The sequence below is a fragment of the Anthropogastromicrobium sp. genome (assembly GCF_037349415.1).
GTDB lineage: Bacteria > Bacillota > Clostridia > Lachnospirales > Lachnospiraceae > Anthropogastromicrobium > Anthropogastromicrobium aceti.
On the sequence record NZ_JAXWCK010000038.1, the window covers coordinates 53,025 to 67,053 of the forward strand.

At 40.3% G+C, this 14,029-nt stretch carries 17 protein-coding genes; 2 read left to right on the top strand and 15 right to left on the bottom strand.

Features of this window, described 5'->3' with window-relative positions; genetic code table 11:
• Positions 1–29 precede the first annotated feature (29 nt).
• From dxs to WJP93_RS09250, 14 genes are all read right to left on the bottom strand, one after another.
• Positions 30–1,886, bottom strand: coding sequence for a 1-deoxy-D-xylulose-5-phosphate synthase (gene dxs, locus WJP93_RS09185; RefSeq protein ID WP_337547889.1), 1,857 nt, complete (start codon positions 1,884–1,886; stop codon positions 30–32).
• A 40-nt stretch (positions 1,887–1,926) separates the two neighbouring features.
• Positions 1,927–2,814 (bottom strand): polyprenyl synthetase family protein, encoded by an 888-nt coding sequence (locus WJP93_RS09190; protein ID WP_337547935.1) that lies wholly within the window; start codon positions 2,812–2,814, stop codon positions 1,927–1,929.
• Positions 2,814–3,044, bottom strand: coding sequence for an exodeoxyribonuclease VII small subunit (gene xseB, locus WJP93_RS09195; protein ID WP_337547890.1), 231 nt, complete (start codon positions 3,042–3,044; stop codon positions 2,814–2,816). Before xseB ends, WJP93_RS09190 begins: the two co-directional genes overlap by 1 nt.
• 18 nt (positions 3,045–3,062) lie before the next feature.
• Positions 3,063–4,274, bottom strand: a complete 1,212-nt coding sequence (gene xseA / locus WJP93_RS09200; protein ID WP_262535736.1) for an exodeoxyribonuclease VII large subunit — start codon at positions 4,272–4,274, stop codon at positions 3,063–3,065.
• Positions 4,274–4,711 (bottom strand): transcription antitermination factor NusB, encoded by a 438-nt coding sequence (gene nusB / locus WJP93_RS09205; protein WP_066558897.1) that lies wholly within the window; start codon positions 4,709–4,711, stop codon positions 4,274–4,276. Before nusB ends, xseA begins: the two co-directional genes overlap by 1 nt.
• Before the next feature lie 80 nt (positions 4,712–4,791).
• A complete protein-coding gene (locus tag WJP93_RS09210; protein ID WP_227099842.1) occupies positions 4,792–5,166 on the bottom strand; it encodes an Asp23/Gls24 family envelope stress response protein in 375 nt (124 codons plus the stop codon).
• Between the two features lie 76 nt (positions 5,167–5,242).
• Positions 5,243–5,872 (bottom strand): SpoIIIAH-like family protein, encoded by a 630-nt coding sequence (locus WJP93_RS09215; RefSeq protein WP_118612957.1) that lies wholly within the window; start codon positions 5,870–5,872, stop codon positions 5,243–5,245.
• 8 nt (positions 5,873–5,880) lie between these two features.
• Positions 5,881–6,501 carry a hypothetical protein gene (locus WJP93_RS09220; protein WP_308731416.1) on the bottom strand — a complete coding sequence of 207 codons (621 nt, stop codon included), beginning with the start codon at positions 6,499–6,501 and terminating at the stop codon, positions 5,881–5,883.
• 16 nt (positions 6,502–6,517) lie between these two features.
• Positions 6,518–7,036, bottom strand: coding sequence for a stage III sporulation protein AF (locus WJP93_RS09225; RefSeq protein WP_337547893.1), 519 nt, complete (start codon positions 7,034–7,036; stop codon positions 6,518–6,520).
• A 26-nt stretch (positions 7,037–7,062) separates the two neighbouring features.
• Positions 7,063–8,253, bottom strand: coding sequence for a stage III sporulation protein AE (locus tag WJP93_RS09230; protein WP_337547895.1), 1,191 nt, complete (start codon positions 8,251–8,253; stop codon positions 7,063–7,065).
• Between the two features lie 36 nt (positions 8,254–8,289).
• Complete coding sequence (locus tag WJP93_RS09235) at positions 8,290–8,667, bottom strand: SpoIIIAC/SpoIIIAD family protein (protein WP_118612913.1); 378 nt, start codon at positions 8,665–8,667, stop codon at positions 8,290–8,292.
• A gap of 8 nt (positions 8,668–8,675) precedes the next feature.
• On the bottom strand, positions 8,676–8,870 hold the full coding sequence (gene spoIIIAC, locus WJP93_RS09240) for a stage III sporulation protein AC (RefSeq protein WP_066558867.1): 195 nt from the start codon (positions 8,868–8,870) through the stop codon (positions 8,676–8,678).
• 15 nt (positions 8,871–8,885) lie between these two features.
• Positions 8,886–9,395, bottom strand: coding sequence for a stage III sporulation protein AB (locus tag WJP93_RS09245; protein WP_308731414.1), 510 nt, complete (start codon positions 9,393–9,395; stop codon positions 8,886–8,888).
• Positions 9,392–10,351 (bottom strand): stage III sporulation protein AA, encoded by a 960-nt coding sequence (locus tag WJP93_RS09250; RefSeq protein WP_337547898.1) that lies wholly within the window; start codon positions 10,349–10,351, stop codon positions 9,392–9,394. The genes WJP93_RS09245 and WJP93_RS09250 overlap by 4 nt, the downstream gene beginning before the upstream one ends.
• Before the next feature lie 156 nt (positions 10,352–10,507).
• Here WJP93_RS09250 and WJP93_RS09255 point away from each other — a divergent pair, with 156 nt between their 5' ends.
• Complete coding sequence (locus WJP93_RS09255) at positions 10,508–11,872, top strand: MATE family efflux transporter (RefSeq protein ID WP_227099848.1); 1,365 nt, start codon at positions 10,508–10,510, stop codon at positions 11,870–11,872.
• Here the strand turns inward: WJP93_RS09255 and WJP93_RS09260 are convergent.
• On the bottom strand, positions 11,869–12,822 hold the full coding sequence (locus WJP93_RS09260) for a helix-turn-helix domain-containing protein (protein WP_227099849.1): 954 nt from the start codon (positions 12,820–12,822) through the stop codon (positions 11,869–11,871). The genes WJP93_RS09255 and WJP93_RS09260 overlap by 4 nt on opposite strands.
• A gap of 308 nt (positions 12,823–13,130) precedes the next feature.
• Between WJP93_RS09260 and WJP93_RS09265 the strand changes: the two genes are divergently transcribed.
• Entirely contained in the window at positions 13,131–14,024 is an 894-nt protein-coding gene (locus WJP93_RS09265) for a serine hydrolase (RefSeq protein WP_337547900.1), read from the top strand.
• The last annotated feature ends 5 nt before the right edge of the window (positions 14,025–14,029 follow it).

The window sequence follows — 14,029 nt, forward strand, 5'->3', positions numbered from 1 at the left end:
TTATTTTGTCCTTTAACTCACTTTTTTAATTACAGCATGGTACTTATTTTCTGATAAATACTTTGTGCATCCAGCCCAGTCTCCTCTAAAAGTTCCTTAATAGAACCCTGATGAATAAACTTATCTGGAATGCCACATGCAATAACACGCACACCAGTAGAATGCAGCTCGACATAACGACAAATATGCTCACCTACACCGCCTGAAAGCACATTTTCCTCCATTGTAACAATCAAGCTGTGATAATCTAATACTTCATCAAGCATCTCGTAATCAAGCGGCTTTGCAAAACGAAGATTTACAACTGTTGCATCGATTCCATCCTTTGCCAACAATTCCTCAACCTCCATGGCTGTCTCTACCATAGTGCCAATTGCAAGAAGCGCTACACGGCTGCCTCTTCTAATCCACTCGCTCTTTCCAAGCTTTATTGGTTCACGGTATTCCTTTAATACACGCACTGCATCTGTTTTCGGATAGCGAATTGCCATCGGTGCTTCAAAATCAGCAGCAAATGCAATAGCATCCTGAAACTCATAGCGGTTTTTCGGTGCAAATACTGTCATATTTGGAATCATTGTCAAATACGATAAATCAAACACACCCTGATGCGTCTCTCCATCATTTCCGACAAGTCCTGCACGATCAAGCATTAACGTAACAGGAAGATTCTGCATACACATATCATGCAGTATCTGATCGTAGCCTCGCTGTAAAAAAGAGGAATATACTGCAAAAAACGGATGAAAACCACCTGCTGCTAAACCGCATGCAAATGTCACTGCATGCTCTTCAGCAATGCCAACGTCAAAAAAGCGATCTGGAAAACGCTTTGCAAAGCCTTTTAAGCCACAGCCGTCCATCATAGCTGCTGTAATAGTTATAAGCTTTTCGTGCGTCTGTGCAAGTTCACAAATTGTTTTTGCAAAGATATCAGTATATGTTGCCTCTTCCTTTGGCTTTTTCGCCATTCCATTTTTCTTTATAAATGGTCCAACTCCATGGTAGGATTCCGGATGAAGCTGTGCCGGCTCATATCCCTTTCCCTTTTCTGTGATCACATGAATGAGCACCGCACCTTCTACCTGTTTGGCATCCTCAATGACCTCTGTAAGTGCCTCAATATTATGACCATCAATAGGTCCAAGATATGTGATGCCCATATCTTCGAAAAACATTCCCGGAATAAAAACTTGCTTCAGCATACTCTTCGCTCGGCGAATGTTGCGCTCAAGCTCCTCTCCAATTGCATTCATCTTGCTTAATGATGCTTTCACATTTTTCTTGAAATTAGTGTAGCCCTTTGCAGTACGCACACCTGCCAGATAATGCGAAAGCCCTCCAACATTTTCAGAGATAGACATATGGTTGTCGTTTAAGATCATGATATAATTACTCTTAAGCGATGCTGCGTTATTAAGTGCTTCAAAAGCAAGGCCGCCTGTAAGAGAACCATCACCAATCACAGAAACAACTTTATATTTTTCTTTCTTGAGTTCTCGTGCACAAACCATACCAAGTCCTGCTGATAAGGACGTAGAGCTATGACCCGTATCAAATGCATCACAATTACTTTCATCACGCTTTGGGAAACCACTCATGCCGTGATATTTGCGAAGTGAGTCAAAGCCATTCTTTCGTCCTGTCAAGATTTTATGTGTGTATGATTGATGTCCTACATCCCAAATCAATTTATCCTGTGGGAAATTCAAGCACCGATGAAGTGCAATTGTCAGCTCCACCACTCCGAGGTTCGAGGCAAGATGACCACCATTGTCGCTGACTTTATCAATTATAAACTGCCGAATCTCATCTGCCAGAATAGGAAGTTCTTGCTCTTTTAATTCTTTGACGTCATTCGGCCTCTGTATTTTATCAAGTACCATAAACGGCCCCCTTTAGCATCATTTGGTTTGAAAATAATGCCTATTTTTTTCTTACAATTAGATACTCGAAGAGTCGCTTTAAAAATGATGCATTCGGACATACCTGATCAAGAAGTGTCATTGCTGTATGAGAATATTCCTCTACCAGCTTAGAAGCACCATCTATTCCATAAATTGTCACATAGGTAGTCTTATTATTCTTCTCATCGCTCTTTACAGGCTTTCCAAGCTCCTCAGTCGTAGAAATTACATCGAGAATATCATCACGAATCTGAAATGCCATGCCTACATGATGGGCGATCTGCTCTGCTGCTTTTACCTGATTATCATCTGCTCCTGCAAGCACAGCACCAATCATCATTGCTGCTTCTAAAAGCGCTGCTGTCTTTAATTCATATATAAATTCAAGTTGGCTCTTTGTTACAGGACGGTCTGTGTACTCAACATCTACACTCTGTCCTCCGATCATTCCATAAATTCCAGCCTTATTTGCCAAAATCGAAATAGCTTTTCCAACAAGATCAGCACGATCTGTCAGCGCAAATGCCTTTGCTGCTGTCTCAAATGCATAGATAAAAAGCTTGTCTCCTGCAAGCACGGCCATATCATAGCCATATTTTTTCCATGTAGTCAGATTTCCTCTTCTATACTCATCATTATCCATACATGGAAGATCATCATGTACAAGTGATCCTGAATGAATCATCTCAAGTGCTGCCATAAACGGCTCCACAACATTTCCTGTTCCGCCAAAAGCTTTAAAGCTTTCTAACATAATCATCGGACGAAGACGCTTTCCACCAACTAAAACACTATAATTAGATGCTTCGATAAGAAGTTTTTGATGACCAGTCTCCTCAGGAAGATAACCTTGTACAACCTTCTCTGCCTCTTTTGTATGCTGCTGTAACTCTTCTTTCCATTCCATCATAACTCATCCTCTGTTTCTGTCTCTATGATTGTAATGCGTTTTTGCACTCGGTCGATTTGACCTGCACACCCGCGAACAAGACGTACACCTTCTTCATATTTTGCAAGCGCCTCCTCGAGTCCAAGACTGCCGTTTTCAAGTTCAGCTGCAATCTCCTGAATCTTTAGAAGCTGCTCTTCTATTGTCATATCCATTAGCATGTTTTTTGTCTGTTTTTTCTTATTCATCAAAAGCTGCCTCTTTTATCATTCCATCTTGTCTTTTGGCATGCACTTTGTCACATCTGCCTGCACGATACCATCACTTAGATAAGCAAAAAATGTTGTTTGTGGTGTCATCTGATTCACACTGCAAACTGGTTTTTTATTCTCATCTGTCAAAAATGCATATCCGCCTCCTACCTTTTTAAGCGGCGACTGCGCTTCTAACTTTGCTGCTGCAATAGAAAGCTGTGCTTTTTTTTGATCGATCAGATGCATTATCTGCCTTTTTATCTGTGCTTCGTACTGCTTAAGCGTTTCACTTTGCGCTTTTAATCGTACGCTTGGATGAGAAACTTTTAGTGAAAGCTTTGCATGTTCAAGTTCCTTTTTTCTGCTCTCTATAAGTGCCTGCATACTCTGCGAAAGCTGTGCTGCAAAAAGATTTAGTGTATTTTCAAATGTATCATACTCAAATACAGCAAGTTCAGCTGCCGCGGATGGTGTTGGTGCACGCAAATCTGCAACAAAATCGGCAATGGTAAAATCTGTCTCGTGGCCGACTGCTGAAATCACAGGTGTCTCACAGCGAAAAATGGCCATTGCTACGCATTCCTCATTAAATGCCCACAAATCTTCAATTGAACCGCCTCCGCGTCCAACAATGATCACATCAAGTCCTAGTGTGTCAAGATAGTCAATTCCTGCAGCTATATTGACTGCTGCTGATTCACCCTGAACAAGCGTTGGATATAAAATCAGCTGAACATATGGATTTCTTCTGTGTGTAATATTTATAATATCCTGAATGGCAGCTCCTGTCTTTGCAGTGACAACACCTACTTTTTTAGCAAAGCGGGGAATCGGCTTTTTATATTCCTCGGAAAACATACCCATTTCCTCAAATTGAGCTTTTCGCTCTTCAAAAAGGCGAAACCATTCTCCTACACCTGCTGGCTCTAGCTGCGTCACATACAGCTGATAGACACCATCACGCTCGTAAATACGAACACTGCCTCTTGCAATCACACGCATACCTTCTGATGGAATAAATGTAAGCTTTGCCCGATTAGACGCAAACATCACACATGACAGTGTGCTCGTTTCATCTTTTAAGGTAAAATACAGATGACCGCCTGAATGTTTTTTGCAATTAGAAATCTCGCCCTGAATGGAAATCCTCTTCAGGGCGAAATCTTCTTCAAACAGATGACTTATATACGATGTGACCTGTGCTACTGTATAGACAGATGCCATTAAGCCAGCTCCGGATGCTTATGAACAAGCTTTGCCAGCACACCATTTACAAACTGAGGTGACTCATCTCCTCCATAGCTTTTTGCAAGCTCAACAGCCTCATTGATGGCTACTTTTCCTGGAACATCCTCGTCAAATATCAGCTCATATGCTGCAAGACGAATGATTGACAAATCAACCTTATTCATACGGCTAAGCTTCCAGCCCTCTGCCGCCTGTGTAATTTCTTCGTCAATTTCAGGAAGCTTTTCTACGATCATGGAAAAGCGCTTCTCAAGCTGCTCCTTTTCCTTCTCGATTAAAAGCAGCTGACCTTCTTCTGGATACATACATTCCTCTAAATAATTGTCAGCCTGCTCATTCAGCTCTTCCTTATCATAAAAATTTGCATGAAATAATAACTTAAACGTGTATTCACGTAACTGTCTGCGGTTCAAATTCTACCTCGTTTCCTGCCTGTTCTTTTTATTTGTTTTAACTATAAGCGCAAAAAGGGTGCCGGTACGACACCCTGATCTTACATATTTACTCCGGCAACAGTAATTTTTACTTCTGTAACTTCAAGTCCAGTCATATTTTCAATTGCGGACTTAACGCGCTCCTGTACCTTTGCTGTTACAACCGGTACGCTGCATCCATACTCGATAATAAGTGAAATCTGTACAGACACATTTTTTCCTTCGACTGTGACCATAACACCCTTGGAAAGATTCTTGCTTGAATGCTTTGCAATGACATCATGTGTCAGTGAGCCAGACAGATATGCAACACCTTTTGTCTCAGTTGCTGCAAGTGCGGCAATAGTTGCCACAACATCGTTTGCAATCTTGATTTCTCCGGTGCTTTCTTCAACAGGAATAGTAACTTCTCCAGATTCTGATTCCAATCCCACAACGGTACCTCCTCTACTTCTATCTATCGTTTTACCTTTTTGTATTATATCAAATCAAAAGACTTTTGTAAAGAAGTTATTCTGTCTTTGCTGTTCCCATCAGTGTAACGCAGATTTGAGATGCACTTACGGAAGTCTTGCGTTTTACAATATCTTCGATCTGAGCAAGCTCTGCATCTGTTAGATTATCCTTGCAGATTACTACATCAACGGCATCCTGTGTGATGCTGACAATTGAATGATCAAACCCTTTCGCGCTAAGAAGTGTCTCTACAGCATTTTCCTTATCACTATAGTCTGTCAGACGAACAACTGCATCAATTGCGGCTTGTTTATCTAACTCTGTCTGCGCATCACTATCAATAATTGCCAAGAGATCTTCCTTATTTTTCCCTCTTGTCTGCTCTCTTGCAAGCTTTGTCTGTGCCATATAATCAGATACTGTTAGCCCGTTTGCCAGCACCATTTTTCCTGGATCATCAATATCCTGATCTAAGCTTTCGATATCAGTGAGTGCAGCATCTGTGGCATCTTCTTTAGCAGTATCGATCGTATCATACTCTGCAATTGCCTCTTTAGCATCACTTGTGTTTTCCATGCTGATATCCCTACTGTCAGCAACTTCCACTCTTCCGGCATATGTAAGATACCCAGCAATCGCAATCATCACTGCAAGTACTGTGATAATTACCTGATTTTTTCTCATGATCCGCTTCACTTTGCTTCCTCCGCCTGAGATTTCTTTTCAATTACCTTAATTTTATGCGCCTCTATACCAAATAATGCCTGCACCGCCTCACTGATCTCACGAATTTTTGTCTGCGTGATATTTCCCCTAGCAGCTACCACCACACCCTGAATTGATGGGCTCATTTCCTTTATGATATATGGCATACTGCCTGAGGTGTTTCCTGTCAGCAAAGCCTCATTTTTTTTGCTAAGACTGCTTGTTACACTTTTTTCTAACGATTCTCCACTTCCTTTTTCTATCTCCTGCTTATTTTCCTCAAGTTGAATTGATTTTTCAAGCACTTTTTCTGACGTTGCAGAAAGAGTGATCATCACATCAACAGATGTGATGCCTTCCATTCCTCCAAGGATTTGTTCCAGACGTTTTTCAAGCTCATGCTCATAAGAAAATAAAGATGTATCACCATCTGTATCTAAACTGCTGCCCATGCTTTGCGCCTGATTAGAATAAGTACCTGCCTGATTTAAGTTTGATAATTGATTTTGTGGAAGGGAACAGATGATAAGAATAATTGCTGCAACTGCTAAAAGACCAAGCCGCAAAAAACCAATCTTTTTTAATTCAGAAAGCCATTTGGATTTCATAACCTTGCTCCTTATTTTATCTGTCTTTAAAAATAACTATGATCTTGCATGTGGATGAAAGCTGCTCTTCCAAATATTTTTTCAATTCATCTTGTCCTATCTGCATATGATCCTTTTCATTCGTTTTTATTTCACTTACTGTCACCTCAATCTGTATGATCGTTCCACTAGAATCAGTCTCTAGCGACAGATCTTCTAAAAAACACTCACGTTTTTTTAGAAGATCTCTTATCTGCTGCTCAAGGATCTTTTTCTGGGCAGACACTTCAAGCGTAGTCTGCTTATCATTTAATTTTTGCAAATCTGCTTCTAAATAAGTTCCTTCTGAGAAAAAAGCTCCAGCCTCTAACCAAGTCTGACCAACCCGCTCAGCTGAAATGGACAAAATCGGAGAAACAAACAGCAATACTAAAAGAAGATTTAAAAACAAGCGAATATATGGACCATATTCTTTTTTTGCAACAAGATTTTCTACTAACACTGATAAAATAAGATAACCCGCGATCTGACGCAGATAATCACGAATTGCGGTCATAATAATCCTCCTCTGATAAGCTTTTCTTACAGCACACGATTCGTAAATGCGCATATTACTGCAATTGTAATCAGGAATAGAAAAATCGCCATACAAAGCGTTTTTAACAGCATACGATTCGTAAATGAGACTGCTTGAAGTGCTGTGATCATACGCTTATCTGAGATAGGACTGGCAACTGCTGCAATCCCATAATAAATCAGAACAATAGCTGCCATCTGCAAAATCGGATATATGCTTACAAGTATTAAAACAATACACCCTGCCATACCAATTCCATTTTTAATCAGCGTACCTGTTCCTATTATTATTTCAGCTGTACTCTTTATACCACTTCCAATTCCAGGTATGGAGCCAATCAGCTTCTGAGCAAATGCCGGTCCTGCACTAGAGGCAAGCGGTACAATCAATCCCTGAATCACCTGCAGACCAACAATTACAGCACAAAGTGTTTTCATTGACCACTCATAGATCATCTTTATCAGCTCCTCCATCCCGGCAAAACGATCTTCCCCTGTAAGCCCGTTTAAAATTGATACGCCAAAATACAGCTTAATAATAGGTATCATTGCATAAACAAGAACTGCATCTATCAGTCCAATCATGCCAAATGTTGCCTGATAATACAAACTTGATGATGCCGCACCTGTTATACAAACCATTGACAAGCAAAAGGCAGGCAAAAGCATTTTCATAAATGTAATCATAAGATTAAGACAATTCGTCACAAGACTACAACTCTGAACAAATCCTGCAAGTGCAGAGGCTGTAATCATCAAAAATACAACAAACCATGCTTGTCCCGCGATCTGATCACTGTCAAAAACAGATGCTATGCTGCTAAGAACTGCAGAGCAAACCACAAGCAGCAAAATAGAAACTGCCTGTTTACGATTTTCCTGCACCTCTCCAATTAAAACTGACGCGATATCTGATAAAAGCTTTGAAAATGATATTGGCCTGTCTGCATGAATCAAATTCCTAACAAGCTCACCAAAACCTATATGTGTCTTTGAAAGATTATCAGATACAAACTGCTCCAAATCAGATAAATCAAGCTCTGACAGTGCCTCATCCATGTCTTCTGCAAAGTCGCTTTCTTCTGATTTCTCCTGCAATAACTCTGCATGCACCAACTTGCAAAAACTGCCTTCTGCTATAATAAACCACAATGTCACAAATAATACGATACAAAGCTGCCTGCATCTTTTTGCCATATGCTCCCTTCTATCCACAACACATTTTTGTTATGTTCACATCAGCTTAGAAACATTTTTTAAAACAGCCAGCACAATCGGCATGCTAAAACCAAGAATTGTAAGTCGTGCCGCCATTGAAATCTGACGTCCAAGTGCCTCTTGTCCGCAGTCTTTACAAAAATCACATGTAAATTCGCCCAAACATGTAATTCCTATCATTTTAAGAATGCTTTCCATATAAATGTTGTCAATTGAAAGATACTGGCGAAGCTGATTCATGCTCTGAATTAAATAGCGAATCTGTTCAAGAAGATAATAGCCAAAAAACAATCCTGCAGCTAACATCAGATAAGTACGATACTCTTCTTTTATCTGTTTCAGGCAAACCGCTAACAATGTAAACGCAATACCTGCTGCCGCAATCTTCCACATGCGCCCTCCTACAGTGCAAATAGATTTCGAATACTGTCAAACAATTCACTGATATAAGGAATCAGCCAAAACAGTACAAGAATCAAACCAGACAAGGATACCAAAAATGCCTGCTCGTCACGGCCGCTTTGCTTTAATACCTGCTGTATGATTGTTACCAGGATTCCGACAGCCGCGATCTTAAAAATCAGATTGACATCCATTCTGGTATCCCCCTTTTACCATAGCAAAATAAGAAGAAAAGCTGCCGCGCAAAAGCTAAGCACGCGGCATAGCTTACACTCATTTCCAAGCTTCGTTATCCGCTTTTCATACAGCTGTGAAAGCTGATTTGCATCAAAGAAAAGCTGCTCTTTTACCATTTTTCTTTCAAATAAGAGAAAATCAGATGCACAATGAAGAATCAATTCCTCTTCCTGCTCATTCCAACCCATTTTCCTATATACTTCGTTTACGGCATGGCTCCACTCCTGCAAAAAATCGCCGCCTTCTGCCATACGTTTCGCCATCCTGCTTACTAGTTCTTTTGTCGCCCCTTGCGTTATTGATGATGCTTTTGTAAAAACATCCTCCAATATGCTGCCTCTTATTTCAATCTCCTGTCCGGCAAAGAGAAGGAAACGAATCAATTCCTGCAGCTGTTTTGCCGTCTCCTTTCGTGATGTTTCCATACAAAATCCAATGGACAACAAAGTTCCAGCTATTATAACAGCTGCTGCAAGTTTCATTCATAACTCCTTTCAATTTCTACAGTCGTCATAAGTTGCCTATTCTGATCATAAATCAAAACATTTCTGGAACAGTCATTGTCTATTTGAATTTCTATGTACCGCGAAAATAATCCAGAAATCTTTTGATCAAAAAGATGCTGCTTTATTGTTCCGTGCGCTGTCGTTAAAAGCGCTGTTCCCCACTTTTTTGCCTGTGCGAATATCTTTATGTCTTCTTCTCCTCCAGCCTCATCTGCAGCTAACACCTGCGGTGCCATTGTACGAAGAAGCATTATCATCGTATCTGTCTTACTTCCGCCATCCATAACATCTGTGTTTTGTCCAACATCATTTTGCGGAATACCGCTTATACAGGCGGCCACTTCTCCTCTCTCATCTGCCAAACTAGTGGTAAGAGGACGATGAATGCCTGTTCCATCTGAAATCAAACGAACAAGGTCGCGAAGAAGAGTTGTCTTTCCAAGCCCTGGCGGTGATACTATCAGCGTATCTAAAAATCGCTCTTTCTCCCACAGCCATGGATAGATTTCTCTGGCACAGCCGCGTACTTCCCTAGCCATTCGAATATTATACGAGCTGATCTTACGTATTCCCTGGAGCTTTCCATCACAAAGTATTACCTCTCCACAAATTCCAATGCGGTGTCCTCCCTGAATAGTCAAATAGCCCTGACGAATCTGCTCTTCTTCTGCATATACAGAAAAACGGCTTGCATTTAATAAAATCTGCTCCATCTCTGCCTTTGACATAATAACGAGTGACATTTCTGGTAACAGCGTTTTTGTAAGGCTCCCGTTTTGATTCAAATAAAAAAGATTCATTTTTCTTCGCACCGATACAGGTCTCTGTGTACGGATGCGTATTTCTTCAAATGAATCAAGTGAAATGCCTCCCTTTTTTAATGCCTCTTTTATAGATTCCGGCAGAATTTGCCAGATGGCATCTGTCTGCATTGACATCACCTCTAACACAACTATATGCAAGTCCATAATCTTTATGCAAAAAGTCGCTAATTTACAAATTATCTCTCTGTGTTCCATTCTCTTTTTTATCTGTTGATTTATAATAACAGTAAATGCATACTTAAAAATCGGGAAGGAGCAATTAAAATGTTGTTTTCTTATGACAAAACTCTTGGAACTGTTGAAACCTCTCAGGGTACCATGACACTTACGAAGGTATTCATTCCGTTTTTTCTTGAAATGTTTTTGATGAATTTCATGCAGACGGTCAATACCTTTATGCTCTCTTATTTTTCGGATAATGCTGTTGCCGCCGTGGGTGCTGCCGGTCAGTTTTCCAGCATGATCTATACTTTTTACTCCGTCATTGGAACGGGTGTCTCCATTGTTTTATGCCATCATCTTGGCGCAGGAAAAAAAGAACAGACCTCAGAAGCTGTATTTTCAGCGCTTGTCTTTGGTGCTGCCCTAAGTGCAGTTATTAGTATTTTAATGTCTATATTTGCTCGTCCATGTATGACACTTCTTAATATAAAGGGAGATGTTTTAGATGATGCTGCAAAATATTTTTCGATCTGCATGCAGTTTTCATTTCTGCCAGCACTTTTTGTAATTATATCCTCAATCTTTAAAAGCTACGGTTTTCCTCAGATTTCCGTTGGCATTTCTCTTGGTATGAATATCTTAAATGCTGCACTGAATTATCTCGTTATTTTCCAACCATTCCCATTCTTTCTTAAAGGCGTATCGGGAATTGCATGGTGCAGCAATATAAGCCGTGGTGTTGCTCTTATCTGCATTATAATTTGTCTGTTTCGTCTTCCGCTGCAGCTTGATTTTCACAAGATGAGGCCAAAGAGCTTGTTAAAGATTAAGGAAATTCTGCGTGTTGGTCTTCCAGGCGGAATCAGCTCACTCTCCTACAATGTATCGCAGACTGTAACTACATCTGTTATTGCACTAGTTGGCGTCTCCGCGATTTCAACTAAAATATATGTCTCCAATCTTGTTTTTTATGTTTATGTGCTTGGCCTTTCCCTTGGAATGTCAACATCACTTTTGATTGGATGGCTATGCGGTGCCAAGAAATACGATCAAGCATATCGGCTGAATCTGCAAAATTTAAAGGTCACGATTTTACTAAATGCTACGCTGTCGATTTTACTGTTTCTATTTGGCCGTCCGCTTCTTTCTCTTTTTACAAAAGACCCTGATATTCTTAAGGTTGGCTGTGCGCTTTTGTTTTGGGATATTTTCGTTGAGATTTTCCGCGGTTTTAACCATATCGAAGAGAACTCTCTGCGCGGTGCCGGTGATGTAGTCTTTCCAATGATTGTCTCTATCTGTTCTTGTTGGACAATGAGCGTACTATTTTCTTACATACTAGGCGTAAAGCTCGGACTTGGACTGACAGGCTGTTGGATCGCCTTTGCAATGGATGAAGCCTTCCGCGGAATTAACTACTTCTTCCGTTGGAAGTCAAAAAAATGGATGAAGAAGACAGTTGTTTAATTGTGTTGTGCTATTTCCTGTGTTTTGGCATAATCTGCAGGTGAAACGCCTGTCTGCTTCTTAAAAACTTTACTGAAATAGCTTTCATCAGCAAAGCCAACACACTCACTGACCTCCATTATCCTCATTGATGTGGTTGTTAGCAGCTGCTTAGCATGCGCGATGCGAATGTCACGCAAATACTGAAATACCGTTTTTTTCATATTCTTTCTAAATAGACGGTTCAGATAATCAAAATTGATATCAAATTTTTCTTCCAGATAATCGCCCGTGAGCGGTTCCTTGTAGGCTTCATGCAAAAAACTTTGCACCTCAAGAACTTTCTTATAGCCACGGGCGGTTATCATTTTATTTTCCTGCAGCGCAAATGTCAAACTGGCACGTGAAAGCTGAATTAAAAATGCTAGAAATTGCGCGCCGCTCAAATCCTTATAATATTCCAGATGGTCTGAATTTGCCGATACCACTTGCTGAATTTGCTGAATCAGCGCTCCCCAAACTGTCTCATCCTGAATATGGCAATACTTAGGAATCATAAGCTGATGGCTCTTTTCATTAGGTGCTTCGCTTGAATCACTCTGCATTGCTGCACAACGAAGCTGAAGCATTTGTTCGTGCATTTTGGACTCGTCTATTTCATTATTTTCGCTTTCTTCCAACATTGGATGAGTCATCAGATGAATCATATCATGCTGAAAATGAATGTAATAATATTCGCAGTAAGTAATCTGCTTTCCCTCATGATATTTATCAGGATCCAAAAGAATAAAATCGCCTGGGTGCAGATGATATGTAATTCCATCCTCTGCCAAATAAAGCTCTCCCTTTTGAATCAAGTACGCTATATATTCATGCGGTACACGCTTTTTATGCGCACACGGCGGTTTTAATATCCAATAATCAGCCAGATGTATCTGCGGTACGATTCTGCTGTCCATCACATAATACATATTTTCACTCCATTCTGAATGATAATTCATTATAATGCCAAAATAGAGGAAATGTCAATATTAGCACAGCTTACTTCCATTTACGACAAGCTTAAAGCGCCAGCCAAGTACCTCTGCCGCACGCCTGCACATCATCATTCGCTCTAAAAATTTTCTTGTAAAAAATGAGTAAAAAAATTTTGAAGAGAAATTTTGCCAATGAAAGAAATCTCCATTTTCTTAACAAAAAATCTCCATTTTCTTAACAAGACAATATGGTATTATATTATCAATCTATACATAGCAACTTTTTTAATGGAGGTAACGATATGTCTGATTTTGATTTATGCAAAGAAACAATTGACATCTCAAGTTTTGTTGAGAAAGCTAAGACTCTTGGTGTTCTTGGTGTAAAGGTTACTCAGCATAATGAGTTAAAAGCAGAGTGGTTAAGTGAAGGTGAATGCCGCAGAAATATTTATTCGGCGACAAAAAGTTTTACGTCTTGTGCGATGGGATTTGCCGTACAGGAAGGACTCATTTCGCTTGATGAAAAGCTTACCGATGCATTCGCAGACGATATTCCGGAAAATCCAGATGAGAATCTGAAAAAAGCAACAGTCCGTGATCTTTTGACGATGTGTCTTGGACAGGAATCTGGTCATTTGATGGGAGAACAGAGGCCGCTCTATAAGGAAGATGATTGGGTTAAGATGGTTCTTTCTATTCCATTTGTATATGAGCCTGGAACACATTTTGTCTACAATAATGTAGGTCCATATCTGGCAGGCATCCTTGTTCAGAGACGCTCTGGAACCGATCTTGTATCTTATCTTATGCCGCGACTTTTTAAACATCTTGAAATTAAACGGCCAACCTGGGAAATTGATCCTCTTGGCAATACATTTGGTGCGGGCGGACTGTTCCTTACTCTTTCTGAGCTTCACAAATTTGGTCTGTTCTATTTGAATAAAGGAAAATGGAATGGAAAACAGCTGTTAAATGCTGCATGGATTGAGGAAAGCACAAAGCCATCAGACACAGAACAGTATGGTTATCTGTTCTGGCGTGGAAAATATAATTCCTACCGTGCCGATGGCAAATATTCTCAGCTTTCCATTGTACTGCCTGACGCAGATGCCGTCGTATCACTTGTCGCAGAATGCCGCAACGGAGAAGAACTGACGCAGGCAATAAATGACCTTATCTGCGCACAGTTATAATTCTG

Excerpts from the sequence above, each read along its gene's own strand:
- WJP93_RS09235 (WP_118612913.1), bottom strand. The coding sequence starts at position 8,667 with ATGTGGAAGATTGCGGCAGCAGGTATTGCGTTTACATTGTTAGCGGTT.
- xseB (WP_337547890.1), bottom strand. The coding sequence starts at position 3,044 with ATGAATAAGAAAAAACAGACAAAAAACATGCTAATGGATATGACAATA.
- dxs (WP_337547889.1), bottom strand. The coding sequence starts at position 1,886 with ATGGTACTTGATAAAATACAGAGGCCGAATGACGTCAAAGAATTAAAA.
- WJP93_RS09225 (WP_337547893.1), bottom strand. The coding sequence starts at position 7,036 with ATGACCGCAATTCGTGATTATCTGCGTCAGATCGCGGGTTATCTTATT.
- spoIIIAC (WP_066558867.1), bottom strand. The coding sequence starts at position 8,870 with ATGGATGTCAATCTGATTTTTAAGATCGCGGCTGTCGGAATCCTGGTA.
- WJP93_RS09215 (WP_118612957.1), bottom strand. The coding sequence starts at position 5,872 with ATGAGAAAAAATCAGGTAATTATCACAGTACTTGCAGTGATGATTGCG.
- WJP93_RS09245 (WP_308731414.1), bottom strand. The coding sequence starts at position 9,395 with ATGAAACTTGCAGCAGCTGTTATAATAGCTGGAACTTTGTTGTCCATT.
- WJP93_RS09265 (WP_337547900.1), top strand. The coding sequence starts at position 13,131 with ATGTCTGATTTTGATTTATGCAAAGAAACAATTGACATCTCAAGTTTT.
- xseA (WP_262535736.1), bottom strand. The coding sequence starts at position 4,274 with ATGGCATCTGTCTATACAGTAGCACAGGTCACATCGTATATAAGTCAT.
- WJP93_RS09220 (WP_308731416.1), bottom strand. The coding sequence starts at position 6,501 with ATGAAATCCAAATGGCTTTCTGAATTAAAAAAGATTGGTTTTTTGCGG.
- WJP93_RS09230 (WP_337547895.1), bottom strand. The coding sequence starts at position 8,253 with ATGGCAAAAAGATGCAGGCAGCTTTGTATCGTATTATTTGTGACATTG.
- WJP93_RS09190 (WP_337547935.1), bottom strand. The coding sequence starts at position 2,814 with ATGGAATGGAAAGAAGAGTTACAGCAGCATACAAAAGAGGCAGAGAAG.
- WJP93_RS09250 (WP_337547898.1), bottom strand. The coding sequence starts at position 10,351 with ATGCAGACAGATGCCATCTGGCAAATTCTGCCGGAATCTATAAAAGAG.
- WJP93_RS09260 (WP_227099849.1), bottom strand. The coding sequence starts at position 12,822 with ATGTATTATGTGATGGACAGCAGAATCGTACCGCAGATACATCTGGCT.
- WJP93_RS09255 (WP_227099848.1), top strand. The coding sequence starts at position 10,508 with ATGTTGTTTTCTTATGACAAAACTCTTGGAACTGTTGAAACCTCTCAG.